The organism is Nonomuraea sp. KM90 (genome assembly GCF_052246675.1).
Classification (GTDB): domain Bacteria; phylum Actinomycetota; class Actinomycetes; order Streptosporangiales; family Streptosporangiaceae; genus Nonomuraea.
The window spans coordinates 1-24,916 of sequence record NZ_JBQQCB010000007.1; the positions used below are offsets into that span (position 1 = coordinate 1).

General features: G+C 72.4%; 21 protein-coding genes and 1 pseudogene. 10 read left to right on the plus strand and 12 right to left on the minus strand.

Annotated elements, in window-relative coordinates:
• Both groEL and ACTWPW_RS10420 read left to right on the plus strand, forming a co-directional pair.
• Window positions 1–167, plus strand: a pseudogene (groEL, locus tag ACTWPW_RS10415) (chaperonin GroEL); the annotation flags it as partial.
• A gap of 148 nt (window positions 168–315) precedes the next feature.
• Complete coding sequence (locus ACTWPW_RS10420; protein ID WP_375118749.1) at window positions 316–546, plus strand: hypothetical protein; 231 nt, start codon at window positions 316–318, stop codon at window positions 544–546.
• 549 nt (window positions 547–1,095) lie between these two features.
• Here the strand turns inward: ACTWPW_RS10420 and ACTWPW_RS10425 are convergent.
• On the minus strand, window positions 1,096–1,626 hold the full coding sequence (locus ACTWPW_RS10425; protein WP_443168553.1) for a YbhB/YbcL family Raf kinase inhibitor-like protein: 531 nt from the start codon (window positions 1,624–1,626) through the stop codon (window positions 1,096–1,098).
• A 64-nt stretch (window positions 1,627–1,690) separates the two neighbouring features.
• Window positions 1,691–3,703 (minus strand): HelD family protein, encoded by a 2,013-nt coding sequence (locus ACTWPW_RS10430; RefSeq protein ID WP_443168554.1) that lies wholly within the window; start codon window positions 3,701–3,703, stop codon window positions 1,691–1,693.
• 109 nt (window positions 3,704–3,812) lie between these two features.
• Here ACTWPW_RS10430 and ACTWPW_RS10435 point away from each other — a divergent pair, with 109 nt between their 5' ends.
• Complete coding sequence (locus ACTWPW_RS10435; protein ID WP_375118752.1) at window positions 3,813–4,148, plus strand: hypothetical protein; 336 nt, start codon at window positions 3,813–3,815, stop codon at window positions 4,146–4,148.
• Between the two features lie 203 nt (window positions 4,149–4,351).
• Here the strand turns inward: ACTWPW_RS10435 and ACTWPW_RS10440 are convergent, their stop codons facing one another.
• The 3 genes from ACTWPW_RS10440 to ACTWPW_RS10450 form a co-directional block, all read right to left on the minus strand.
• Window positions 4,352–6,004, minus strand: coding sequence for a DNA repair helicase XPB (locus tag ACTWPW_RS10440; protein ID WP_375118753.1), 1,653 nt, complete (start codon window positions 6,002–6,004; stop codon window positions 4,352–4,354).
• A 119-nt stretch (window positions 6,005–6,123) separates the two neighbouring features.
• Entirely contained in the window at window positions 6,124–6,480 is a 357-nt protein-coding gene (locus ACTWPW_RS10445) for a DUF4190 domain-containing protein (RefSeq protein WP_364117029.1), read from the minus strand.
• Between the two features lie 86 nt (window positions 6,481–6,566).
• Entirely contained in the window at window positions 6,567–8,045 is a 1,479-nt protein-coding gene (locus ACTWPW_RS10450) for a class I adenylate-forming enzyme family protein (RefSeq protein WP_443168555.1), read from the minus strand.
• Window positions 8,046–8,394: 349 nt separating this feature from the next.
• Between ACTWPW_RS10450 and ACTWPW_RS10455 the strand changes: the two genes are divergently transcribed.
• A complete protein-coding gene (locus ACTWPW_RS10455) occupies window positions 8,395–9,759 on the plus strand; it encodes a hypothetical protein (protein ID WP_443168556.1) in 1,365 nt (454 codons plus the stop codon).
• On the opposite strand, the gene ACTWPW_RS10460 is transcribed toward ACTWPW_RS10455, so the two are convergent.
• Window positions 9,737–12,127, minus strand: coding sequence for a helicase-associated domain-containing protein (locus ACTWPW_RS10460; RefSeq protein ID WP_443168557.1), 2,391 nt, complete (start codon window positions 12,125–12,127; stop codon window positions 9,737–9,739). The genes ACTWPW_RS10455 and ACTWPW_RS10460 overlap by 23 nt on opposite strands.
• A gap of 45 nt (window positions 12,128–12,172) precedes the next feature.
• Between ACTWPW_RS10460 and ACTWPW_RS10465 the strand changes: the two genes are divergently transcribed.
• On the plus strand, window positions 12,173–13,054 hold the full coding sequence (locus tag ACTWPW_RS10465; RefSeq protein ID WP_375118757.1) for a hypothetical protein: 882 nt from the start codon (window positions 12,173–12,175) through the stop codon (window positions 13,052–13,054).
• Here the strand turns inward: ACTWPW_RS10465 and ACTWPW_RS10470 are convergent.
• The gene (locus ACTWPW_RS10470) at window positions 13,047–13,664 is read right to left on the minus strand and encodes a TetR/AcrR family transcriptional regulator (protein WP_364117021.1); all 618 of its coding nucleotides are present in this window, start codon (window positions 13,662–13,664) and stop codon (window positions 13,047–13,049) included. The genes ACTWPW_RS10465 and ACTWPW_RS10470 overlap by 8 nt on opposite strands.
• Before the next feature lie 34 nt (window positions 13,665–13,698).
• Complete coding sequence (locus ACTWPW_RS10475; RefSeq protein ID WP_443168558.1) at window positions 13,699–14,094, minus strand: hypothetical protein; 396 nt, start codon at window positions 14,092–14,094, stop codon at window positions 13,699–13,701.
• A gap of 100 nt (window positions 14,095–14,194) precedes the next feature.
• Between ACTWPW_RS10475 and ACTWPW_RS10480 the strand changes: the two genes are divergently transcribed.
• Both ACTWPW_RS10480 and ACTWPW_RS10485 read left to right on the plus strand, forming a co-directional pair.
• On the plus strand, window positions 14,195–14,815 hold the full coding sequence (locus ACTWPW_RS10480; protein WP_375118758.1) for an HAD family hydrolase: 621 nt from the start codon (window positions 14,195–14,197) through the stop codon (window positions 14,813–14,815).
• Between the two features lie 93 nt (window positions 14,816–14,908).
• A complete protein-coding gene (locus ACTWPW_RS10485) occupies window positions 14,909–15,304 on the plus strand; it encodes a cold-shock protein (protein WP_364117015.1) in 396 nt (131 codons plus the stop codon).
• Window positions 15,305–15,312: 8 nt separating this feature from the next.
• Here ACTWPW_RS10485 and ACTWPW_RS10490 read toward each other — a convergent pair whose 3' ends face one another.
• Complete coding sequence (locus ACTWPW_RS10490; protein WP_443168559.1) at window positions 15,313–16,827, minus strand: MFS transporter; 1,515 nt, start codon at window positions 16,825–16,827, stop codon at window positions 15,313–15,315.
• Between the two features lie 126 nt (window positions 16,828–16,953).
• Here ACTWPW_RS10490 and ACTWPW_RS10495 point away from each other — a divergent pair, with 126 nt between their 5' ends.
• Together ACTWPW_RS10495 and ACTWPW_RS10500 are read left to right on the plus strand one after the other, a co-directional pair.
• Entirely contained in the window at window positions 16,954–17,754 is an 801-nt protein-coding gene (locus ACTWPW_RS10495; RefSeq protein ID WP_375118760.1) for a DUF3027 domain-containing protein, read from the plus strand.
• A 65-nt stretch (window positions 17,755–17,819) separates the two neighbouring features.
• Entirely contained in the window at window positions 17,820–20,855 is a 3,036-nt protein-coding gene (locus ACTWPW_RS10500; protein ID WP_443168560.1) for a sacsin N-terminal ATP-binding-like domain-containing protein, read from the plus strand.
• A gap of 11 nt (window positions 20,856–20,866) precedes the next feature.
• Here ACTWPW_RS10500 and ACTWPW_RS10505 read toward each other — a convergent pair whose 3' ends face one another.
• Complete coding sequence (locus ACTWPW_RS10505) at window positions 20,867–22,306, minus strand: MFS transporter (RefSeq protein WP_443168561.1); 1,440 nt, start codon at window positions 22,304–22,306, stop codon at window positions 20,867–20,869.
• A gap of 95 nt (window positions 22,307–22,401) precedes the next feature.
• Here ACTWPW_RS10505 and ACTWPW_RS10510 point away from each other — a divergent pair, with 95 nt between their 5' ends.
• Window positions 22,402–22,956, plus strand: coding sequence for a CGNR zinc finger domain-containing protein (locus ACTWPW_RS10510; RefSeq protein WP_443168562.1), 555 nt, complete (start codon window positions 22,402–22,404; stop codon window positions 22,954–22,956).
• 51 nt (window positions 22,957–23,007) lie between these two features.
• On the opposite strand, the gene ACTWPW_RS10515 is transcribed toward ACTWPW_RS10510, so the two are convergent.
• Window positions 23,008–24,471, minus strand: a complete 1,464-nt coding sequence (locus tag ACTWPW_RS10515; protein ID WP_375118764.1) for an alpha/beta hydrolase — start codon at window positions 24,469–24,471, stop codon at window positions 23,008–23,010.
• Window positions 24,472–24,587: 116 nt separating this feature from the next.
• Window positions 24,588–24,800 carry a DUF2530 domain-containing protein gene (locus ACTWPW_RS10520; protein WP_375118765.1) on the minus strand — a complete coding sequence of 71 codons (213 nt, stop codon included), beginning with the start codon at window positions 24,798–24,800 and terminating at the stop codon, window positions 24,588–24,590.
• Window positions 24,801–24,916: the final 116 nt, after the last annotated feature.

A 24,916-nucleotide genomic window follows, 5' to 3' on the forward strand; every position in this document is an offset into this window, starting at 1 on the left:
TGTTCGACGCCGGCATCCTCGACCCGGCCAAGGTGACGCGCTCCGCGCTGCAGAACGCCGCCTCCATCGCGGCGCTCTTCCTCACCACCGAGGCCGTCATCGCCGAGAAGCCCGAGAAGACCCCCGCTGCTCCGGCCATGCCGGGCGGCGGCGACATGGACTTCTAGGTCTTTTCTCGTCGCTGGTACGAAGGGCGGCCCGGATTTTTCCGGGCCGCTCTTGTTTTTGTTTATCTGCCATTACGTTTCACAATTGATCGACTACTTGGAGTGAGGAAAGGTGGTGGCCACACTCGCCTCAACGAAGGAGTAGAGGATGCTTTCCCGCAGCAAGCGTATTTTCGGCATCGCCGTCCTGACCCTGGCCGCCGCCACCGCCACGGTGGCCCCGGCGCACGCCGACGAGGTTTACGAGGCCGACTTCAGCCTCCTGCGCCAGCTTCAGGGGCCGCTGTGCCTGCCGAACACGACCACGGGGATCGGGCTCCTCGACACGCTGCTGCCGCAGCTCATGGCGTGCACGTCGGGCGCCGTGGTGGTCGAGTGACAGCGGGGGCCCGAGCGCGGACTCCCGGCGGTCCCTGACCCACCGGCTCGTCCGGTCCCGTGCCTGTGGTGCCGCGGCCAACCTTGATCGCCACACGGCCGCGGCCCCACGGTGAAGCGCCCCGCCCATCGCGGCGGGGCGCTTCGATGCCCAGGTGCCCCCTCGGCGGCCTCCACGCCCGCACACGCCTTGCCCGGTGCGGGGGATGCACGCCGGGGCCGGCTGCCCACAGCGCGGGGCTGCACGCCGGGCCGGCGCCTTGCACAATGCGGGGCCGCACGCCGAAGCCGGCGCCTTGCTCAGTGCGGGGCCGGACGCCGGGGCCGGCGCCTTGCGCGGTGTGAGGTCGTGCGCCCGCCCCGCGCCGTTCGCAGCGCGAGGTCACACGCCTGGTCGGCGCCGTCCGCAGCGCGGGGCCGTCCGCCTGGCCCGCGTTCGGCGCGGCGCCGGGGCGGTGCGGGTCTGCGTCGAGCGCAGCGCGGGGCCGCCCGCCCCGTTGGGAAAGGTGGTGCCGCCGACCGGCTCGGGGGCGGTCGGCGGCGGGTGGGGTCAGACGCCGTAGTGGGCGATGACGTGGCCGCGGGCCAGGGTGTTGGCGGTGATGTTGAAGCCCACCACCGCCGGGCTGGCGTCGCTGTCCACCCCGAGCGAGTCCACCCCCAGCGCGTGCACCGTGAACACGTACCGGTGCGGGTCGCCGGGAGGCGGGGCCGCGCCGCCGTACGCCTTGAGGCCGTAGTCGTTGCGGGCGTGCGTCGCCCCCTCCGGCAGGCCCTTGAAGTCAGGGGCCGTGCCCGCGCCCGTGGGGAGCTCCGTCACCGAGGCCGGCAGGTCGAACAGGACCCAGTGCCAGAAGCCGCTGCCCGTGGGCGCGTCGGGGTCGTAGCAGGTGACGGCGTAGCCGCGAGTGCCCTCCGGGGCGCCGGACCAGCGCAGGTGGGGGGACAGGTTGCCCCCCGTCATGCCCCAGTCGTTGAAGACGTGGAGGTCGTCGAGCCTGGCACCGTCCTGGAGGTCGTCGCTTCCGACCACGAGCGCGGGGGCCGACGGCAGGTGTTCATGGGGAAGGGGTGCGGGCACGGCATCCTCCTAGGTTGAGAGCTGCTTGCCCAGCCATCCTAGAAGCGGCCGCGCCCGTCGCCCCTCAGGCCGCCAGCTGTACCGGGAGCGCCTTGTCGTGCAGCACCGTCAGGGACGTGACCGCCCGGGTCAGTACGACGTACAGCCGGGCCAGGCCCCGGGGCTCGGCCTCGACGATGTCGGCGGGCTCGACCACGATGACGTGGTCGTACTCCAGGCCCTTGGCCAGGGTGGCGGGGACGATCAGGAGGCGGTGTTCCTCGGCGGAGTCGGGGTCGAGCACGGCGTGGGGGAGACTCGCCAGCGAACGGGAGGCCTCGGCCACCAGCGCGTCGGGGACGATGACGCCGATCGAGCCCTCCTTGGCCAGCGCCTCCTGGGCGGCCTGCGCGATCGAGCCGCCCGGGCGGACCGTGAGCGAGCCGAGACCGGGGCGCAGCGAGCGCGGCGCGGCCAGGTCGGGCGCGATGGACGGGAGCAGCCGGGCCGCGTAGTCGAGGACCTCACGTGGCACGCGGAAGCCGAGCGTCAGCTCCGTCACCTCGCCCTCGCGCTGACCCAGGTGGTCGAGCACCGACTCCCACGAGCTGGTCGACCACGGCGTCGTGCCCTGGGCCAGGTCGCCCAGCACGGTGGCCGAGCCGTTGCGGCAGCGCCGGCCGAGCGCCCTTAGCTGCATCTCGGAGAGGTCCTGGGCCTCGTCCACCACGAGGTGGCCCAGCGACGGCGTGCGCTCCATGTGGTCGCGGAGCTCGTCGAGGAGCGCGGCGTCCGCGGCGGACCACTTCGCGGACTTCCAGCTCCGGTACGGCTTCCGCCAAATCAGCATTTCCTGCTCGTCAGGCGACAAATCGGATTTGGCGGCGCGGGCCAGGAACTCTGGGTCGGACAGGAGCCGGTGCAGGACCTGTTCGGGCGCCAGCTTGGGCCACACCGCGTCCACGAGCTGCTTGACCGGCTTCGACCTGGCCACCGCGTCCTGCACCCGGTCGTCGGGCGACTCGCCGCGCTGCTCCATCCTGACCAGCACCATGTGGGCCAGCCGCTGCGCCAGCGCCGCCCGCCCGGGGTTGTACCGCGTGGTGCCGCGCAGGGAGGCCACGATCTCGCGCACCTCGTAGTCGGCCACCCGGTGGCGGTAGGCGCCCTTCGTGAACACCAGGCCCTCTTCGGGCTTCACGATGTGCAGCCAGAGCGCGCGTTCGAGCACCGCCGCCATCCTGGCGTCGCCCTTCACCGCCGCCACGAGCGGGTCCTCCGGCGCGGTGTGCTCGCCGAGCAGCCCGGCCACGGTGGTCTGGTCGACCTTGACCTCGCCGAGCGCGGGCAGCACCGAGGAGATGTAGGACAGGAAGGCCCGGTTGGGCCCGACGATCATGACGCCGGACCTGGCCAGCCGCTCGCGGTGGGTGTAGAGGAGGTAGGCGGCGCGGTGCAGGCCGACGGCGGTCTTCCCGGTGCCCGGGGCGCCCTGCACGCACACGGTCTGGGCCAGCGTGGCGCGGACGATCTCGTCCTGGTCGGGCTGGATGGTGGCCACGATGTCGCGCATGGGGCCGGTGCGCGGGCGTTCGATCTCGTCGGTGAGGATCTTCGAGGGGCCGAGCTCGACGCCCTCGCCGAGCGGCTCGTCCTCGAACGCGGTGAGGTGGCCGCCGTGGTAGCCGAAGCGGCGCCGGCGTACGACGCCCATCGGGTCGGCCGGGCTGGCCTGGTAGAACGCCTGGGACACCGGCGCGCGCCAGTCGATGACCAGCGGCTTGCTGCCGCCGTCGTGGACGTGGCGGCGGCCGACGTAGATCGTGCCGGGCAGGTCGTCGCCGGCGGCGCGGTCGAGCCGGCCGAAGAACAGCGGCGTGTCCGGATGGTCGGCCAGCGCGGCCACGCGCTGGTCGAGCAGGGACTGGAGGACCTGCTGCGACACCCAGTCGCCCGCCGCGTCCGCGGACAGGGATTGGGCGTGCGCGCGCATGGCCTTGAGCGCGGCCCTGGACTCGGCCAGGTGCGCCTGCTCGGCGGCGAGTACGTCCGTGGGCATCTCGGGGGGTATGTCGGGCGCCAGCTGGTGTGCGGGCATGCGGAAGCGCCTCCCTGGTTCGTTACGGAGGTGGTCAAGGCAGCGAATCGGCCAGTCTAATAGCGCCTCGCGCGAGCTTCCAAAGCATTTACCGGGGTACGGTCAGGAGGTGGTGCGGGTCCAACTCCGTTTCTCGCCGATCATCCCCACGATCGCGAGCTTCCTGCTCGCCGCGCTGTGGGGGTTGTCGGTGTTCGCCGGGTGGGGGCTGGAGGCCTTCTGCGCCGGTGGCGAGGCCACCTCGGCGTGCTCCCGGCGCCTGAGCACGGTCTCCACCGTGTCGGGGCTGTTCGCCGCGCTCGCCGCCAGCTGCACGGCGGCCGCCTGGCTGCTCCCGTGGTCGAGGAACGATTCGCGGGCGTTCACCCGTCTGATGGGCGCCGGGGTGCTGGCCTGGGTCGCGGCCGAGGGCGTGCTGTTCCTCGGAGGGCTACTGGTGCGATAGGCCGCAAGCTCCAATGAACCTGTGAATACCGAAAAAATCGGGCATATCAGGTGGCTTTGCCGGATCATGAGGGTATGTCGCAGGCGGCGTGATAGTACGCAGGTGAGGGGGGTGGTTCGAATGTCGTCGGCCCGCGGAGTCTCGTGGACGTGACACCACGCTGAATGCCTGGCCGCTCGGGCGAGCGGCCGGGCATCACAACCTCACACCCCGCCCATCACGTCGTCGGCGTCGATGATCTGGTACGCGTATCCCTGCTCGGCCAGGAACCGCTGCCGGTGCGCCGCGAACTCCTGGTCCACCGTGTCCCTGCTGACCACCGTGTAGAACCGCGCGCCCCCGCCGTCGGCCTTGGGCCGCAGCACCCGCCCGAGCCGCTGGGCCTCCTCCTGACGCGAGCCGAACGTGCCCGACACCTGGATCGCGATGGCCGCCTCCGGCAGGTCGATGGAGAAGTTGGCCACCTTCGACACCACCAGCACCTGGATCTCCTTGTCACGGAACGCCTGGTAGAGGCGCTCGCGCTCCTTGACCCGGGTCTCGCCCTTGATGACCGGCGCGTTGAGGTGCTCGCCGAGCTCGTCGAGCTGGTCGATGTACTGGCCGATGACCAGCACCTGCTCGCCCAGGTGGCGCCGGACCAGCGCCTCGGTGACCTTGGTCTTGGACGGCGTGGTGGCGCAGAAGCGGTAGCGCTCCTCGGACTCGGCCATCGCGTACGCCAGCCGCTCCTCGTCCGTCAGCGTCACGCGTACTTCGACGCAGTCGGCCGGGGCGATCCAGCCCTGGTTCTCCATCTCCTTCCAGGGCGCGTCGTAGCGCTTGGGACCGATCAGCGAGAACACGTCGCCCTCGCGGCCGTCCTCGCGCACCAGCGTCGCGGTCAGCCCGACGCGCCTGCGGGCCTGCAGGTCGGCGGTCATCCGGAAGATCGGCGCGGGCAGCAGGTGCACCTCGTCGTAGACGATGAGGCCCCAGTCGCGGGCGTCGAAGAGCTCCAGATGGCTGTAGACGCCTTTGCGCCGGGTGGTCATCACCTGGTAGGTGGCGATGGTGACGGGGCGGATCTCCTTCTTCGTGCCGGAGTATTCGCCGATCTCGTCCTCGGTCAGCGACGTGCGCTTGAGCAGCTCGGTCTTCCACTGGTGGGCCGAGACCGTGTTCGTGACCATGATGAGCGTGGTGGCCTCGGCGTGGGCCATGGCGGCCGCGCCGACGATGGTCTTGCCCGCGCCGCAGGGCAGCACGACCACGCCGGAGCCGCCGTTCCAGAACGCCTCGGCCGCCTCGCGCTGGTAGGGCCGCAGCTCCCAGCCGTCCTGCAGCAGCTTGATCGGGTGCTGCTCGCCGTCGACGTAGCCCGCCAGGTCTTCGGCCGGCCAGCCCAGCTTGAGCAGGGCCTGCTTGACGTTGCCCCGGTCGCTCGGGTGCACGGCGACCGAGTCGGCGCCGATCCGATCGCCCAGCATCGGCTGGATCTTCTTGGAGCGCAGCACCTCTTCGAGCACGGCCCGGTCGGTGGAGGTCAGCGTGAGGCCGTGGACGGGGTCCTTCTCCAGCCGCAGCCGCCCGTATCGCGCCATGGTCTCGGCGACGTCGACCAGCAGCGCGTGCGGCACCGGGTAGCGGCTGTAGCCGATGAGCGCGTCGATGACCTGCTCGGCGTCGTGGCCGGCGGCGCGGGCGTTCCACAGCGCCAGCGGGGTGACGCGGTAGGTGTGCACGTGTTCTGGAGCGCGCTCGAGCTCGGCGAACGGCGCGATCGCCTTACGGCAGGCGTCGGCCCGCTCGTGGTCGACCTCGAGCAGCAGCGTCTTGTCCGACTGGACGATCAGCGGTCCATCGCTCACTGGCATATCTCCGTGGGGTTCAGACGGGGGCCTGGCGCAACAGGACCATCGTCTCCTGATCCCGGCTCCCCCGCTCCGAGTCTCCAACAACGGGCGGGCCAGGATTAGTCCTCAGGACCGTCTGCTCAGTCGTCGAAGGCGCCGTTGATGCCCAGGAGGATGAAGCCGCCGATGCCCAGCACGAAGCCCAGCCCGAACAGGACCCAGCTCCAGATGACCATGGTGCGGGCGGTCTGCGGCTGCGTGCGCGCCCTGCCGAGCGCGAGGCCGGCCAGGATCGCGCCGGGGATGCCGAGGACGTTGCAGCACGAGACGACCGCGAGGAGGTTGAGCACGAGCGAGACGATGGCGTTGGCGTTGGGGCCCTCGTCGCGGCGGGGCGGGGGATAGCCGTAGCCATAGCCGTATTGCGGGGGTGGCTGCTCACCGTAGGGGGCGCCATAAGGCTGGTACGGATACCCCGACGGATCTTCCTGACTCATGTTCACCTCCAGACACGTCAACACTTATCACGGAATTGAGACGCGCCTGACCCGGTGCACGAGATCACCCTAGATCCCCGGAGGGCTCAGCCGAGCCGCTCCCGCAACGCCTTGCGGTCGAGCTTGAGCACGCTCGTCACCGGCACGGAGTCGACGAAGCGCACCTCGCGCGGATATTTCACCCGGCCCACCCGATCGCGCGCCCACTCGATCAGCTCCTCGGCCGTCACCTCCGCGCCGGCCCTGAGCTGCACGAACGCCACGACCTCCTCCCCGAGACGGGGATCGGGGCGGCCCACGACGCCCGACATCACGACGTCGGGATGCCGGTTGAGCGCGTCCTCGACGTCACGCGGGAACACGTTGAAGCCGCCGCGGATGATCAGGTCCTTCTTCCGGTCCACGATGTAGAGGTAGCCGTCGTCGTCCACGCACCCGATGTCCCCGGTCCGCAGCTCGCCGTCGACCAGCGCCGTGCCCTCGGGATCGGCCCCATGCTCGCCCCAGTAGCCGAGCATCAGCGAATCACCCGAGACGCAGATCTCGCCGACGTCCCCGATCTCCATCGCCTCGCCGTCGCCGTCGCGGATGGTGATCGAGTAGCCGGCCAGGGGCAGGCCGACGCTGCCGGTCCGCCGCCTGCCCGGCGGGTTGAAGGTGGTGACCGCGCTGGTCTCGGTCAGGCCGTAGCCCTCCAGGATCTGCACGCCGGGCATCCGGCGCTCGAACTCCGCCAGCACGTCCCGGCCGAGCGGCGCCGCGCCGCAGGTGAGGTAGGCCAGGTCGGGCAGGGGGTGCGCCTCCAGCGGCTCGGCGAGCAGGAGCTGGAGCATGGCGGGCACCACGGTGCCGTACTGGACGCGCTGCTCGGCGGCCAGCTGGAGGAACGCCTTCGGGTCGAACCAGCGCATCAGGACGGCCTGCTGCGGCTCGGTCGCGTGCATGGAGGCGACCGAGATGATCAGCCCGTACGCGTGCGACAGCGGCACGGGCACCAGCGCGCGGTTCTTCCCCTCCTGGTGGGACAGCTCGAAGGCGTCCTTGGCCACCTTCGACAGGCCGCGGTGGCTCAGCATGACGCCCTTAGCCTTGCCGGTGGTGCCGCCGGTGTACATGAGCGCGGCCAGGTCGCCGGGGTCCCTGGTCACGGGGCCGCGTTCGGCTGCCCGTTCGAGCTCGGCCGTGTCCACATATATCGGGATATCGACGCCGGCGGCCCGTACGTTGTCCGCCAGCTCCGGCGAGGCGACGATCGCGGCGGCGCCGCTGTCGAGCAGGATGTGCCGCAGCTCCTCCGGCCCCACCAGGAACACCACCGGCGTCACCACCGCTCCCGCGGCCCACAACGCCTGGTAGATGAGCGGCACCTCGGGCGAGTTCGCCATCATGACGGCCACCCGGTCGCCGGGCCGGATCCCCGCCTCCGCGAACCCGCCGGACATCCTGCGCGCCCGCTCGGCGAGCGCGTGACTGCGGTGCCAGGCGCCTTCGTAGAACATCGAGTCGTAGTCGTCGAAACGGCTCCATGACTCCTCGGCCAGCCGGCCCAGCGTTTGCTCCGTCACATGCCCAACCTGATCCGTGCGGGGTTGTGCAGTCAAGACCGGAGGTGCTGCGGCCGGTCTTGACTAGTCATTGTGGACGGGGTTCTAGTAGCCCGTAAATAGGCATAAATCTTCCTCTGTCGCCATTCGTGTTTTCTTGTTGCCCTAGATCGTGTAATGGTGGGATATCTAAGGGCCGTGGGGTCCCGCAGACAGCCGCGGAGGGTGTGATCGATATGTCGCTATCAGGCATCAGGCCAGGCCAGCGCGATGTCGTGACACTCGGTAATCCCTCCGTGTAAAAGGAAGAAACTCGTTGGCCGGCGATATTTTCTGTAGAAAACTTTCGAGTTGATCCCGAGGTGACTTCGTGACCGAAACGCCTGAACCGGGCGAGATCGACCTCGACAACATAACGCTCACAGGGAGCCTCATAGCTGTCAGCGACCATCTGCGGACCGTGGCCGGTCCGGTCACCAGAGAGCTCAACAGGCGGGAGGCCGACGCCCTGCTGCGCTCGTACCTGGAGCCGGGCTGCTTCCCCGAGGCGGTGCGCCGGCTGAGCATGCGTCACCTGCTCGTGCTCGTGGGCGCGGAGGAGAGCGGCCGGCGCTCTGGCGCGCTCGCCCTGCTGTCGCGCATGTCGCTGGCCGAGGGCACGATCACCGTGCTGTCCCCGGCCGCCTCCGCGGGCGAGCTGCTGTCGGGCACCGAGTACGAGCCGGGCCGGGCGTACCTGCTGCACGACTGGATCGTGGCCAGCACCGACCGCACCGAGCTGGTCAACCTGGCCCGCAAGCTGGCCGAGCTCGGCTCCTACCTGGTCGTCACCAGGAGCGGCGCCCCCTCCCAGGCGGTCGAGGTGGAGCACCCGTGGAGCGCCCCCGAGCCGGGCGAGCTGTTCGACCTGTGCCTGAGCACGTTCGACCTGCGCGCGGGGCTGAGCCCCGAGGCGCTGGCCCGGGCCAGGGCCCTGGCGCTGACCCTCCCGACGCCCGCCGAGGTCGTACGCCTGGCCGCGCGCCTGGCTCGGGGCGGCGAGCCGGACGGCGAGGAGGTGGCGGCCTGGTTCGACACCAAGCCGCCCATGCGCGAGGTGCTCGCCGTGGCGGCGCTGGCGTTCGCGCACCGGCTGGCCGAGCCCGCCTTCGACCGGCAGCTCGCCAGGCTCGAACAGCTCTGCCACGAGATCGGCCGCCGCCCGGTCACCGGCCCCCTGATCGGCGCCGAGAGCGGGCTGGTCGGGTTCCGCGCGGCGCACCAGCGCGGGCGGGTGCTGGCCGAGCTGGCCGGCCGCTACGGGTTCTCGCTGTGGCAGCCGCTGCGCGAATGGGTGCTGTCGCTGCCCGGCCAGGGGCCGGCAGTCCAGGTACGGGCCGCGCAGGGCGTGGCGCTGCTGGCCGGGCACTCGCCGAAGGAGGTCCGGCAGGAGCTCATCGAGGTCTGGGCACGGGGCAGCGCGGCCGAGCGGGTGGCGGCGGCCAACGTCCTGTCGTACATGTGCGCCGACGACACCCTCGCCCCCGAGGCGCTCAGGCTCGCGCTGGGCTGGGCGGCGGACCCCGGCGACGTCAGGGCGACGACGGCGGCCGTGGCGCTGGGCGGCGGGCTGGCGGTCCGCTATCCCGCCGACTCCGCCCGGCTGCTGCGGCGGCTGGAGGCCGCCGGCGGGCCCGCCGCGGCGGTGGCCGGGCAGTCGCTGGAGCTGCTGCTCAGAGACCCGCCACGCCGGTGATGCGGTGCAGCGCGAAGCGGTGCACGGCGGCCCTGGTCTCGTCGTACGCGGTCAGGTAGCCGCCCTCCATCCGGGCCGGCTCCAGGATGCGTGAGGTCGCGTTGCCCTGCGAGTCGAGATAGCCGATCCAGACCCGCACCCCCTGCTTGATGGCCTCTTGCAGGGCCGAGATCGTGGCCGTGGCGGGCCCGCGCGGCACCTGGCCGCCGGGGGCGTCCACCGGCTCGCGCCGCGCCAGGTGCGCCGCGTCGCCGGCCCGCAGCGCGCGGACGGCCGCCGTGGCCACCTCGGGGTCCAGGCCGTTGGGCGAGGCCACGGCGCGGGCCGGCGCCAGCGCCTCGGTGCGGCGGCTCTCCAGCTGGGAGATGATCACGTCGCCGTCGAGCGACTCGGCGACCGGGGCGTACCCCATGGCCCGCAGCGAGTCGACCAGCGCCGCCCTGGACGAGCGGGAGGCGATGACGGTCGGCGCCAGCCGCCGCAGCCGCAGCGCGGCGGAGCGGCGGTCGGCGGTGATCTGGTCGAGCAGCGCGGGGTCGTCGCAGCGGATGTACGCGCCGGCGGTGCCCACCCGGATGCGCCCGTGCCGCCGGGCCACGTCGGTCACCAGGTAGGACAGCGCCTGCGGCACCGGCGTGGCGGAGTGGCGGGCCAGCATCGCGACCAGCTCCTCGCCACCGTGCCCGGCGTCGAGCGCGCGCCTGATCGAGCCCTCGCTGAACCGGTAGACCGTGGCCCCGCCCTTCGACTCCACGTCGGCGGTGAGCGTCATCCAGCGGTTGAGCTCGCTCGTGAGCGGGCCCGGCGCGACGGCGGTGAGGTCGGCCTGGAGCAGCACGTGATCGACCGGCTCCGGCAGCAGCGGCGCGAGCACCTTGGCCGCGTCACCGCCCTCGATCAGGGCCCGCCCGTGCACCGAGAGCGCGCCCAGCCCCGTCACGCCGACCTGCTCGGCCTCCCGCAGCGCGAAATCGGTGAGCTGCTCGCGCAGCGGCCCCCGGCGGCGCGGCTGCTCCCACGCCAGCCGCGCCAGCACGGAGTCGCGGTCGGGGGCCAGCCCGGGAGCCGCCGCCAGCACGCCCAGCGTGGCCGCCCTGACCCCGGGCGCGGAGGAGCGGCGCAGGTCGGTGTGCAGGGCGTTGAGCGGCCTGTCGCGCTCGTCGCGATCGCCGACCAGGCCGGGCACCCGGTCCATGTGCAGCCACGTGGCCGCCAGGGTCACCCACCGGTCGGCGGTGCCCCTGACCCGCCACAGGTCGTAGCCGGAGGTCGGCAGCCACTCGCCGTCGACGCCGCCGCCGGCCGCGACCAGCCCGGTCGCGTGCGCGACCTCGACCACCAGCGCCGCCACCCACTCCGGCAGGTCCAGCTCGCCCGCGGCCCGCTTCAGGTCGCGCACGCCCAGCCCGCCGGTACGCAGCACGCCCGGCGGCTCGATGCTCCACCGCTCGCACAGCTCCTCGACGGCCCTGACGAACGAGAACGCCTGCCCGGCCGCCGTCCGGTCGGCCAGCGCCCGGTCGCGCGCCGCCCCGTGCAGCGGCGGCGGCACCGCCAGCAGGTCGCGGTGCACGCGGCCGCCGCGCAGGAAGAGGCCCACCTCGCGGGGCAGCGTCACGCTCTCCTCGCCCGTGGCCGCCAGCAGGCCGCGCGCGAGCAGCTCCTCGATGGGGGAGCGGGCCGTGGCCACGCTCACTTCGCGCCTGGCGTTGGGCACGCGGCCCGTCGGCGGGCCCCAGACGAGCTGGTCGAGCGCGCCCCTGGCCTCCGGCGAGACGGACTCGACGAGCGCGGCGGGCGCCGCCAGCGCGGCCGCCAGCCGCTCCTTGCCCGTGCCGGCCGTGCCGGGGGCGACGTCGTCGGCCATCTCGTCGAGCTGCTCGGGCGCGTGGTGCCGGAACGCGTCCACGGCCCGCGGCCCCAGCCCGGCCGGGTCGTCGAGCACCTTGCGCACACCCGGGCCCAGCTCCAGCGCGTCGTCGGGCCCGTAGACCAGCGCCAGGTCGCACAGCCGGTCGAGCGCGGTGGACAGCGCGGGCTCCGGGTCGGCGCCACCGGTCGCGGGCGGGTCGTCCTCGTCGCCGGTCGCCAGCGCGTTCTCCGGGTCGGCGGCGGCCAGCGCCGCGCCGACGAGGTCGCGCAGGGCGTCCTTCGACACCGGCCCGTCCTGCACCGCCAGCGTCTCGACAACGGCCAGCGTGAACCGGTCGAGCCTGTCCAGCACCCTGCCGATCGCCGAAGGGCTGCCGGCTCGCGAGGCGAGACCCTCCAGATGCGCGGGCACCGGAGTGATCAACTCGGGACGCGCGGAGACGAGCGCCCGCAGCTGTTCGTCGGTGCGCCCCCTGATCCACTCCGTGAACTCCATCGTTGCCATGGTATGTCCCCCCTGATTGGGGCAGCATTGCTAGGCGTGATAGAGCGTGCGGACCAGCTCGTCCTGAACTACGTCTCGAAGGCGGCCGACGCCGCCCACGGCGTGCTCCGGGCCGACCAGCGGCTGGATTTCGCCAAGCGGCTGCGGGCCAGGATCGAGGTCGAGCGGGGCGGCAGCCAGAACGCGCGCGACGTGGCGAAGGTGTTGGCGCGGTTCGGCGATCCGGCCGCCCTCGTCGAGCGCGAGGCCCGCAGGCTGGCCGAGGCGGGCGTCGCGACGAAGCGTGCCGCCGCCGATTCCGCCGGTGTCGCCGCCAGCGGCGTGTCGCAGGCGGACGGAGGGCCGGCACCGACACCGGGCTCGGGGTCGACGCTGCGTTTCCCCTCCGTCGTGGACGACCACGACGAGCCGCCCGGCGTGCGCGCCTACCGCAGGATCGCCCAGGAGCGGCTGGAGAAGCAGGGGCAGGGCCGGGGGCTGCCGTTCGCGGGGCTCCGCCGGGCGGCCATGTCCAGCGCCAACCCGATGGCCACCGGCGGCCGGGACGCCAGGACCATCGTCAAGGAGCATCCGCGCGAGACGGCGGCGATGGTGATCCTGATCGTGGCGGCGCTGCTGGTGCCGTTCCGGCTGCCGCCGCTGGCGATCTTCCAGGTGCCGGTGGTGGTGTGGGCGGCGGGCGGCGCGCTGGTGCTGTTCAGCGAGAGCTGGAGCCTGCGCGACAAGTTTCTCGGGATCGGCGCGCCGCTGCTGGGCTATTCGGTGGGCGGGGTGCTCGTCGGCGGCCTGCGGGTGGGGATCGAGGCCGGGCTGCAGGCGTTCGTCACGCAGTTCTTCGACGTCAGCGGCACGATGTTCATGATCGGTACGGGTCTGGGCGTGGTGTGGCTGGCCTACCGGCTGTTCGACGTCAGCTGACCGGCGCGGGGCTGGGGAGCAGGCCGACCGCCAGGCGTACCCAGGCGGTGACGAACTGGTCCTTCTCCGCGTGTCCCGGCAGCTCGCCCACGGTCTCCTGGAACAGCCGGTAGTGCACGACCGAGCCCCCGAGGACGGCGGCGATGCCCGTCCAGTCGAGCTTGGCGTCGCGATATTCCGGCTGGGCCTGGAACCAGGTCACGATGGCGTCGAACATGGGCTGCAGCAACCCCTCGCGGACGACCGCGACGAGCTCGGGGAACTGGCTCAGGTCGCGGAAGAACACGCGGGTCAGCTCGGACTCCTCGCGCACCTTCGCCAGCCCCGCGCGGCACACGTGGGACAGGCGCTCCTCCAGGTCCACCGAGGCTTCCATGGTGCTCAGCTCGGCCAGGCTGCCGGCCACCTGGCTCCGCGTACGCGCCGCGTGCTCGTTGATCGCCGCGGCGAGCACCTCGTACTTGGACTTGAAGTGCCTGTAGAGCCCTCCGGCGCCGGGAGACAGCCCTGAGGCGGCCTCGATCTCGGCCACGGAAGTGGCGGAGTAGCCCCGTTCGGCGAACAGCCTCAGGGCCTCATCGACGATCCGCTCACGGGTCGATCTGCTCATGTCTATGCTGATACCTCCGTAAGGAGAGTAGTCGCTAAGGAGCAGCGCGCCGGATCAGGCTCGCCAGCGCGGAGCCGATGATCAGCCACACGACGGCGGCCAGACCGTAGTTGACCAGCGCCGTCCAGCGCGGGTCGGCGAGCTGGAAAAGGTTGGCCAGGCCCAGCGACAGCCACGCGGCCAGCGATTCGACGAACTGGTACCAGACGTTGGCCGGGTTGGCCCTGAACACCGTGAAGACCGCGTAGAGCACCAGGGAGAGCGCGGCCACCCTGGTGGCCACCTTGACCACGTAGGCGCCGGCCGCCACGACCCGCTGCCACGTCGTCACCACGGGCCCCCCGGGGCGGGCCGGGCGGTGCGGGCGGGTGGGGGCGGAGGAGGCGACGAGCCGGTCTCCGGCCTGTGGCGGTTTGGGGGTGTCGGTCACGGCCGCTCCTCTCCGATAAGTAATTCCTTTCTTCCCATTCCCATGCTTCCAGAACAAGGGCGGTTACGCGGGGTAGAGGCAGGTTTGGCATCCTGCACATGTGGCGACTTCGGTGGGATTCGACCTTGACATGACTTTGGCTGACACTCGGGCGGGCATCGCGGCCGTTTACGACGAGCTGGCCGTTCGATTGGGCGTGCCATTTGACAGCGCGGCTATCGTCCGGCGGCTGGGGCCGCCGCTGGAGCTGGAGCTGGCCAACTGGCTGCCGCCGGAGGAGGTCGAGGCGGCCGCTGCCCTCTATCGGGAGATATATCCGGAAATGGGGGTTCCGGTGCACACGGCCATGGCCGGTGCGTACGAGGCGATCGAGGCCGTACGCGAGGCCGGTGGCCGGGTCATCGTGGTGACGGGCAAGAACGTCCGGGACGCGGTCGGCACCGTCGAGGCGCTCGGTCTCGCCGTGGACGAAGTGGCCGGCTCCGTTTTCGGGGCCGCGAAGGGATCGGCACTCGCGCGCTTCGGCGCGGCGGCTTATGTTGGTGACCATGTCGCGGACATCGAGGCGGCACGCGCTGGCGGCGCCGTGAGCGTGACAGTTGCGACCGGCCCTTACACGGTGGGAGAGCTGCGTGATCACGGAGCAGACGTGGCCCTGGGCGACCTGACCGAATTCACCACCTGGTTCGCCGGTTGGCGTGCGCGTGATGAACTTCGGTAATTGTCCGGCATTTACCCGGTCGCCCTGGCGCTTCGCGGGGCATAACCTACATCCATCCGTCCTTCTTTTCGACTGTTTGAACGAGGTCGTCCTGTGCCGAGTGGCAAGGTCAAGTGGTACGACGCCGACAAGGGATTCGGCTTCCTCACCCGCGACGACGGCGGTGAGGTCTTCGTGCATTCATCCGCGCTGCCCCCCGGTACGGGCCCGCTCAAGCCCGGCCAGAAGGTCGAGTTCGGCGTCGCCGAAGGCCGCAGGGGCCAGCAGGCGCTCTCCGTCAGGATCCTGGAGCAGCCGCCGACGCTGGCCAAGCCCAAGCCCAAGGGCAAGCGGAAGAAGCCGGACGAGATGGTCGTCATCGTCGAAGACCTGATCAAGCTGCTCGATGACGTCTCGACCTCGTACCAGCGGGGCAAGCACCCGGACGCGGTGCACGCCAAGAAGATCGCGCAGGTGCTCAGGGCCGTCGCGGACGACCTCGACGCGTAGCCGGGCGGTCAGCCGTTCGGGTTGGTGAGCGGCTTGGTGGGGTCGAGCTTGTCCGGCCGCTGCTGGTCGGCGGCCTCCGCGCGTGCGCGGCGCAGCTTCTCGGCGGTGGCGCGTACGCGCTTCCTCCTGGCGATCAGCAGCCAGACCAGCGCGGCGGTCAGCACGACCGACACCGTCACCAGCCCGGCCACGCTGCTCTGGGTGAGCGAGAGCACCAGCCCGACCAGGCCGCCGAACACCCAGGCGAGCTGCAGCACCGCCTCGACCACGCCGAACGTGGACGAGCGCACCTCTTCGCCGATCTCCCGCTGCACGATCGCGTCGAGCGCCAGCTTGCCCAGCTCCTGGGCGAAGGCCGCGACCAGGGAGATCGCCAGCGCCGTCCAGACGCCGAAGAAGATCGCGGTGGTGATGACGGTCACCGCGGCCAGGGCCAGCGTCACCAGCACGATGAGCTGGGGAGCGTGGTTGCGCGTCCAGTTCGCGGCCGCGGCGCCGACCAGGCCGCCCAGCCCGGCCGCGCCCGCGAGCAGCGCGATCGTCTTGGGGATGTCGAAGAACGGCTCCTGCGCCCACGGCTCCTTGACCGCCAGCCACGGCACCGCCTGGTCCTGCACCAGGAACAGCAGGAAGAACAGCAGGAACCCGGAGAAGACGCGGACGGCCACGTTCGCCCAGACGGCCTCGGCCACCGCCGGGCCCACCTTGAGCAGGGTCCGCCAGCGGGGCGCGGCGCCCTCCTCCTCCAGGTCGGGGGAGTCGACGTGGCGCGGCAGGCGTACCGCGACGACGCCGAGCAGCAGGAAGGCCAGCATCGCGATGCGCAGCACCGCCGCCGGGCCCAGCCACGCGGTCAGGCCCGCGCCGAGCGGCACCGCCACCCCGGCCGACACCAGCGTGAACAGCGCCACCCGCGCGTTCGCCGACACCAGCGTGATGTCGGCGGGCAGCACGTTCGGCATGATCGCCGCCCGCGACACGTTGTACGCCTTCGACAGCACCAGCACGCCCAGCGCCCCGATGAACAGCGTCGGCAGGTCGCCGGGCCCCACGGCCGCGGCCATCGCGAAGCACAGCAGGCCGCGGCCGAACAGCGTGCCCGCCATCACGTAGCGTCGGCCCGACCGGAGCCGGTCGAGTATCGGCCCCACGAACGGCGCCAGCAGCGCGAACGGCAACATCGTGATGACCAGGTAGAGGGCGACGGAACCGCGGGCCTCGCCCACCGGCACGCCGAAGAACACGGTGCTCGCCAGCGCCACCGTGACGAGCGCGTCACTGGCGCTGTTGCCGGCCGACAGCTCGATCAGCCGGCCGAGCCCGGTGCGGCCGGCGCCGTTGGCGTACGTCAGCCGCCGCGTGGCCCTGCCGACTTTTCTGGCTCCCTTGGCGGTGGCTTTGCCGGCCCGCGCGGTGCCGCTCGCAGTGGCCCTGCTCGCGCGCACGGTCGCGCGTCCCGCGTCGGCGGCGCCACGCGCCATCCGCCGCGAGATCTCGCGAGCCCGCTCCCAGCCACCCTCCACGACTACCAGTCTTACCCGATCCGCGTGCGATCTCAGTGCGGGATCTGCGGTTGTGGGCCCCCGCAGGTCCCGGGATGGGTGAGAATGAAGTGTGAGCGAACAGCACCTTTCGGCGGAGGCGCCCCGATGAGCCGCACCAGGGCCCGCGTCTCCGCTCCCGACCAGGCCTGTGTCGCCGCGGTCGATCTGGCGCGCGCCGCGGCCGAGGAGCTTGCGCGGCCGGGCGAGCCCGGCGAGCACCTCGGTTACGAGAGCGAGGGCGACCGGATCGTCACCCACTACTTCGCCTGCCTCGACCGGGCCTATCGCGGCTGGCGCTGGGCCGTCACCGTCACGCGCGCCTCGCGCGCGAAGAAGGTCACGGTCAGCGAGGCCGTCCTGCTGCCCGGCACCGGGGCACTGCTGGCGCCGGAGTGGCTGCCGTGGAGCGAGCGCCTGCGCCCGGGCGACCTCGGCGTGGGCGACCTGCTGCCGACCCCTGACGACGACGACAGGCTCGCGCCGGGTTTCACCGAGACCGACGACGACACCGACAGACAGATGGTTTTCGAGTACGGCCTGGGCCGAGCCCGTGTGCTCTCGGCCATCGGCAGAGACCAGGCTGCCAGACGCTGGCACGCGGGCGAGCACGGGCCGCACACTCCGATCGCACACGCCGCTCCCGCGCAGTGCTCCACCTGCGGCTTCTACTGGTTGCTCTCGGGTGAGCTCCGGCTGTCGTTCGGGGTCTGCGCCAACGAGTACGCCCCGGACGACGGCAAGGTCGTGGCCGCCGACCACGGCTGCGGCGCTCATTCCGAGGCCGCCGTGCTGCCGCCGCCCGTGGAGCAGGCCATCCCGATCCTCGACGACATGGGCTACGACCTTATGGAGGAGGAGGCCGGATCGGTCGACGAATCCGCCTCCGAGGAGCTCGGCCATTCCTGATCGAGAGTGTCGGTTCCGGCCGCTACCCTACGGTGGCCCCCTACCCTCAACCAGGATCGTGATCGATGAGCGACACCTACGGCACTGACCGGATGCGAGCAGCCGTCCTCTCCGCTTGGACGGCCTCGCCCGCCCGGTTCCGCGAAGACGCCAACGCGGAGGAGGACTTCGCGCTCGGCGGCTACCGCGATCGGCTGATCGTCGAGCTGGCCCAGAACGCCGCCGACGCGGCGCTGCGCGCGGGCGTGCCAGGGTTGCTGCGGCTGACGCTGCGGGGCGACGTGCTGACGGCCGCCAACACCGGCGCCCCGCTCGACGCCACCGGCGTGGAGAGCCTGTCCACGCTGCGCGCCTCGGGCAAGCGCGACGAGGCCGGCGCGGCGGGCAGGTTCGGCGTCGGGTTCGCGGCGGTCGTGTCCGTCTGCGACGCGCCCTCCATCGGCTCGCGCGGCGCGGGAGCGGTCCGCTGGTCCCGCACCGAGACCGCGGCCCTCGTCGCCGAGATCCCCGCGCTCGCGGGCGAGCTCGCCGACCGCGGCGGCCACGTGCCGCTGCTCAGGCTCCCCTTCGACGAGCCGCCCCTCGTCGACATCCCCGAGGGTTTCGACACCCTCGTCCGCCTGCCGCTGCGCGACCAGGCGTCCGTCGACGTGGTCCGGCGCATGCTCACCGAGACCAGCCCGGCGCTGCTGCTCGGCCTGCCCGCGCTGGAGAGCATCGAGATCGAGCTCGACGGGTCCGTGCGCACGGTCGTGGCCGACGGCTGGCACGTGGTGTCGGACTCCGGCGAGTTCACCCCCGAGGAGGTGGGCCGGCTCTTCGCCGACCGGCCCACCGAGGAGCGGGCCCGCCCCTACTGGTCGCTGCGCTGGGCGGTGCCCGTCACCGGCACCGGCGAGCCGGGCGCGCTCCCCGCCGCCGTGCCGCCCGTGGCGCACGCCCCGACGCCCAGCGACGAGCCCATCGGCCTGCCCGCGCTGCTGATCGCGTCGTTCCCGATGGCCACCGACCGGCGTCACGTGGCCAAGGGGCCGCTGGCCGACTACCTGGTCGAGCGGGTCGCCGACGCCTACGTACGCCTTCTGCGGGAGCTGCCCCGCACCTCCAAGCTGCTCGACCTGGTGCCCACCCTCATGGGCAAGGGCGAGCTCGACGCCCGCATCCGCCGGGCCGTGCTCGACCGCCTGCCCGGTACGCCGCTGCTGCCCGCGCTGTCGGCGCCGGCACCCGCCGTGCAGACCCCGTCGTTCGCCGAGGCGCGGGTCTACGAGCCCGACGCCGAGTGGCGGGTCGAGCACCCCGCGCCCGAGCCCGAGGGTGACGGCTGGGTGGTGACCGGCCGCGAGGCCGCCGTCGTGGCGTCGGCCTCGGCGGAGCTGCTCGCGATCGTCGCCGACTTCGTGCCGGGGCTGCTGCCGGCCGGCTGGCCCGCCCGCCACGCGGCCATGGCCGCCCTCGGGGTGCGCCGGGTCGAGCTGGCCGACATCGTCGACCTGCTGTCGGGCGAGGCCGTCGAGGCGCGCGAGCCGGCGTGGTGGCGCGCGCTCTACGAGGTGCTCCCGGCCGACGACCCCGAGTCGCTGGGCGCGCTGCCGGTGCCACTGGCCGACGGCCGGGTGGTCCGGGGGCCGCGCGGCACGCTCATCCTGTCCGACGGGGGCGCCGACCTCGACCTGACGCCGCTCGGGCTGCGCATCGTGCACCCGGACGCGGCCCACCCGGCGCTGCTGCGGCTGGGCGCCGCCGAGGCCACGCCCAGGACGGTCCTCGACGACCCGCTGACCAAGGCGGCCGTCGCGCAGTCGCTCGACAGCTCCGACCCGGAGCCGGTGGCGCGGGCCGTGCTGTCCCTCGTGGAGGCGTCCGGGCTGGTGCCCGGCGAGGCGCCGTGGCTGGCCGAGCTGGCCCTGCGCGGCAGCGACGGCGAGCTCTACCCGGCCGGCGAGCTCATGCTGGCCGAGGGCGCGCTGGCGGGCCTGCTGGAGCCGGACACGCACCTCGGGGTGGCCGCGCCGGAGCTGCAGGAGACCTACGGCTCGCGGGTGCTGGCGGCCGCCGGGGTGCTCGACGGGTTCGCGGTGGTGCACGAGCCCGACGTGCTGCTCGACCCCGACGACTGCGACCACGACCTCGACGGCGAGGGCGAGTGGCTCGACCACGTGCTCGACCTGCTGCCCGAGCTCGACGTGCCGCCGCTGGTGCCGGAGTTCCTGGCGGTGCGGGACCTGGAGCTGGTGGCCGACTGGGCGGGCGCGCTGGAGCTGCTGACCAGGCCGCCGCTGCGGGCCGCCCTCCACCCGCTGCGCGTGGAGGGTGTGGAGGTGCCCTCCTACACGGCGTGGTGGCTGGCCAACCATCCGGTGCTGGGTGGGCGCAAGCCGCTGGAGCTGCGGCTCCCGGGGGCCGACCCGCTGTTGCAGGGCCTCTACGCCGACGCGCCCGCGGGGCTCGACGAGGCGGCGCTGTCGATGCTCGGGGTCCGCACGACGCTGGCCGAGCTGCTGGCCTCCCACGGCGGGCCCGAGGAACTCCTCGACCTGATGGCCGACGAGTCCGTGGAGGTGGACCGGGCCCAGCTGCGTGCCCTGTGGATCGCGCTGGCCGCCGTCGACCCCTCGCGCGTCGCGCCGCCGTCCCGGGTGCGGGCGGTGCTGGAGGGCTCGATCGTGGTGGCCTCCGCCGAGGACGCCGTGGTGGTGGAGGCGCCCGACCTGCTGCAGCTGGTCACGGAGCGGCCGCTGGTGCTGGCGCCGTACGATCTGGCGGAGTCGCTGTCCGAGCTGCTCGACCTGCCGCTCGCCGGAGAGCTCACTTCGGGGGAGGTCACCTCCGAGGGGGTCCGGCGAGAGGTGCCCGCCGAGGTGCGCTCGCTGCTGCCCACCGCGCCCGAGACGTATGTGGAGCACGAGAAGCTGCTGGTGGACGGCGTGGAGTGCGCGTGGCGGTTCTTCGAGGGGGCCGTGCACTGCACCGGCGTCGACGGGCTGGCCAGAGGGCTGGCCTGGGCGACGGGGCAGTGGAACGACCGGCTCGCGGTGGCCGCCCTGCTGCGCGACCCGGGAGCGGTGCCGCTGCTGCTCGCGGAGGCCGACCTGTCCTGAGTCCCGCCGGATCACCTGGTCACGAGGCCGGGCACTGCTGAGCGGGCGGCCTGCCGCCGGAGCAGGGGCCTGACCACCGTGAGCTGGGCGGCGGCCAGCACCAGGCACACGAGGGCCAGGCCGCCCCACAGCCCGGCCGGGCCGGCGCGTTCGAGGAGTTGCGTGCTGGAGAGGGGCGCCAGGACGGTGGCGAAGCCCCATGAGGTGCCGAAGATCGACAGGTATCGTCCCCGGGCGTCCTCGGGGGCGATGCTGACGACCATGGCGTAGCTGCGCCCGAACATCAGCAGGTCGCCGGCGCTCCACACGACCGTGGCGGCGAGGTGCCCCGGCAGCCCATCCGCCACGGCGTACCCGGCCAGGCCGGCGGCGAGCAGCAGGTAGCCGGCGACCATGGCGGCGTGGTGGGACAGCGGCGCCGTCCACCTCAGGAGTGGCTGGCAGAGCACCATCACGACGGCGGAGACGGTGGACAGGAGCCCGGCGTCGGCGGCCGGCAGGCCGCGCCGCACCAGCGCGAGCGGCAGCGCCATCATGACCTGCATGTAGATCAGGGCCAGGAGGGTGCCGGAGACGAGCAGCACGAGGAGCGAGCGGTCGCGCCACGCCGACCCGCCGACGACCGCCGGGTCCTCGACCTCGAACGGGCCCTCGGTGTGGGGCGGGTCGTCAATGTGGGGCCGGCCCTCGGGATGGGGCGGGTCGTCAGCGTGGAACGGGCTCTCGGGATGGGGTGCGGCGTCGGTGTGGGGCGGGCTCTCGGGATGGGGCGTGGCGTCGGTGGGGGGCCGGCCCTTGGGGTCGGGCGGGGCGTGGGAGTGGGGTGGAGGGGTGGTCCGGGGTGTGGGGGAGGGCAGGGCGGCGGGTGGGCGTCGGGCGGGGTGGTCGGCGGGCAGGACGAGGCGTACCACGATCGCGCAGGCCACGCAGGTGACGGCGTCCACGACGAACAGCCAGCGCAGGTCCCACCGTCCCAGCCCGGCGGCGATCAGGCCGGCGCCCATGCCGCCCACCGCCAGGGCCGTGTTGAACAGGCTGAACGCCTGCGCCTGCTGCGCGGGACGTACGGCGTCCGCGATCATCGCCTGGGACGGCGGCTCGTAGATCTCGAAGACCAGCCCGAGCAGGACGGCGAACACCGCGAGCATCGCCACGGAGCCGGAGGCCGCGATGCCCGCCTGCGCCAGAGCGCATCCGGCCAGACCGGCGACGATCGTCCGGCGCCGGCCCAACCGGTCGGCCAGGACGCCGCCCAGGAGGCGCGAGGGGATGGTGGCCAGGCCGAAGGCGGCGGAGACCAGGCCGGCGGTGACGGCGCCCGCCCCGAACTCGGTGCTGATCAGGACGGTGAGGAACCCGAGGGAGAAGGCCCCCAGCCGGTTGACGGCCCGCGCCAGGACGAGCCACCAGACGGTGCGCGGCAAGCGCTCCGCGCGGCCGGCGATCCGCACGTTCACCCTCCATGTGACTGATGAAACTGCTAACGTCGGTCATGGAGGACCGTAAGGCCTTAGGAGTGACCAGTCAAGTGATGTTCGATAGTCACGTGGCGATTCTGTTGGACACTGCGGCATCGCTCGTGAACGTGCTGACCGACGGCGACGAGGGTGGCAGGCCCTATGTGGCGCCGACGGGTGAAGGGCTGCCCGCCGCGATCGTCGGTGTGCTGCCGGGCGAGGCGGCGGTCTCGATGGAGGAGGCCCTGTACCTGACCGGGACCACGCTGAAGGTCCGGCGGGTCTTCGAGGCCATGGAGGCCGGGCGGGACGACGAGGCGGCCGCCGTCGTCAACGCGCTCGTCATCAGCACCGGTGCGCGGCCGCAGCTCAACCGAGCCCCCGGGGAGCCGTGGCAGGTGCACTTCCACGGCGCCGACGACACCCTCGCGGTGGGGTGGAGCGCGGGCATCGCCTCCGCGCTGACGCTGGCCATCGGCAGCGACCTCGGCGGGCGCTTGGGCGTCTGCCAGGCCAGGCGGTGCGACCGCGTCTACGTGGACGCCTCACGCAACGCGGTGCGGCAGTTCTGCTCCCGGTCCTGCCAGAGCCGGACGAAGGCGGCGGCCTTCCGTGCCCGCTCGGCCGCCCGCCACCCGTCCTGAGCGGGGTCCGGCCAGGGGAGACGCCCCCGCAGAGCCTCCCCGAGCCTCCCGTCAGGCCGGGCAGCCGGCGCCCTTGGCCGGGAGCTTGCCCTCCAGCAGGTACGACTCCACCGTCGTCGTGACGCACTCGTTGCCGCTCAGGTACGCGCCATGGCCCTCGCCCTCGTAGGTGACCAGGACACCCGTTTTGAGCTGCTCCGTCAGTCTCGTGGACCACTGGTACGGCGTCGCCGGGTCACCCTTGCCGCCGATGACCACGATGGGGCCCGAGCCCGTGGCGTCGATGCGCTTGGCGGCGTCGTCCCCCGGGGCCGGCCAGTGCGCGCATGCGCCGATCGAGGCTTCGCCCGACAGGATCGGGAAGATCTTCCGTACTTTCGCGTCGATCGCGGCGGCCTGCGCGGCGGTCGGCCGTTCGGTGGTGTCGGCGCAGTTGATGGCCGCCAGGCTGGTCATCATCGTGGTGTACGTCCCGTTCGCCCGGCGCCCGGTGTAGGCGTCGGCCAGGGCGAGCAGCACGGTGGCGTTGCCCTTGCGCGCGGCGGCGACCGCCTGCTCCAGCATCGGCCAGGTCTGCTTGGCGTACAGCGGGGTGATGACGGCCAGTTGCCCCAGCCCGTACGTGAGCTCGCGGTCCCCCACCTTGATCGGCTTGGTCTTGAGCCCGTCGAGCAGGTCCTCGACCGTCTTCTCCACGGCGGCCGGGTCGGCGCCCAGCTCGCAGCTCTGTGCCACGCAGTCCTCGGCGAACGCCTCGAACGCCCCGTCGAAGCCCTTGGCCTGGGTGAGCACCCGCTCCTCGAACGTCACCGTCGGGTCGAAGCCGCCGTCGAGGACGAAGCGGCCGACGTTCTTGGGGAAGTGGGTGGCGTAGACGGCGCCGAGGTGGGTGCCGTACGAGAAGCCGAAGTAGTTGAGCTGCCGGTCGCCGAGCGCGGTCCTGAGGAGGTCGAGGTCCTTGGCCGCGTTCACGGTACCGACGTGCGGCAGGACCTTGCCCGAGTCCTTCTGGCAGGCCGCCGCGAACTCCCTGGCCAGCTTGTCCTGGTCGGCGTCCGCTCCGGCGGAGAGGAGCTTGCCGATCTCGCCGCCGCACCTGACGCCGGAGCTGCGGTCGACGCCGCGCGGGTCGAAGCTGACCAGGTCGTAGCGGCTGCCCAGCTTGCCGAACGTCGTGGCGGCCACGGCCAGGGTGTCCACGCCGGAGCCGCCGGGGCCGCCGAAGTTGAAGACGAGCGAGCCGAGGCGGTCACCGCCGGCCTTGACGCGGATGAGCGCGAGGCCGATCTTGTCGCCGTCCGGCCTGGCGTGGTCGAGGGGGACCTGGAGGGTGCCGCATTCGACGCCGGGGCCGGGGGTGAGCTGCTTGCCGTCGGGGCCGACGAGATCGGTGCACTTGCCCCAGGCCACCGCCCCCGCTCCCGCCGCCTTCTCGCCGGCGGGCGCGGAGGGCTCGGCGGCGCAGGCCGTGAGGAACGCCGCTCCCAGGAGGAGTGTCACTATGGGCTTCTTCATGCTGACAAGCATGATTTGGCGGGCATGCGCCGATGTAGTGGGCGAAAACACCACTTCCGGGTGACTTCGACGAGCGGCCGGAGATGACGAATGTCAGCTCCGGCGAGGGACGCCTGTCAGTCGTGCCGGGGCCGCCGGACGAACCACATGCCGAAGAAGCCGAAGCCCACCCCGGTCAGGCAGGTCCAGATCCACCACGTGTTCTCGGGCTCGGGACGGAAGATCAGCAGGGCGACCAGCGCGACCGCCCACGCGGCCGTGCCGACGGCGATGGCGGCGGTGTCGTTGGTCCTGATCGGCTCCGGGTTGGGATGCCACTGCTTGTCCACGTGTTCAGCCTAGCTTCCAATCGGGTCTCGATCTCATCACTGGCTCTTTTCGCAGTTCACCACGACTGTCACTCTTCGCGTCGTGAGTGACACACGTAACGCAATAGATCGTTTCT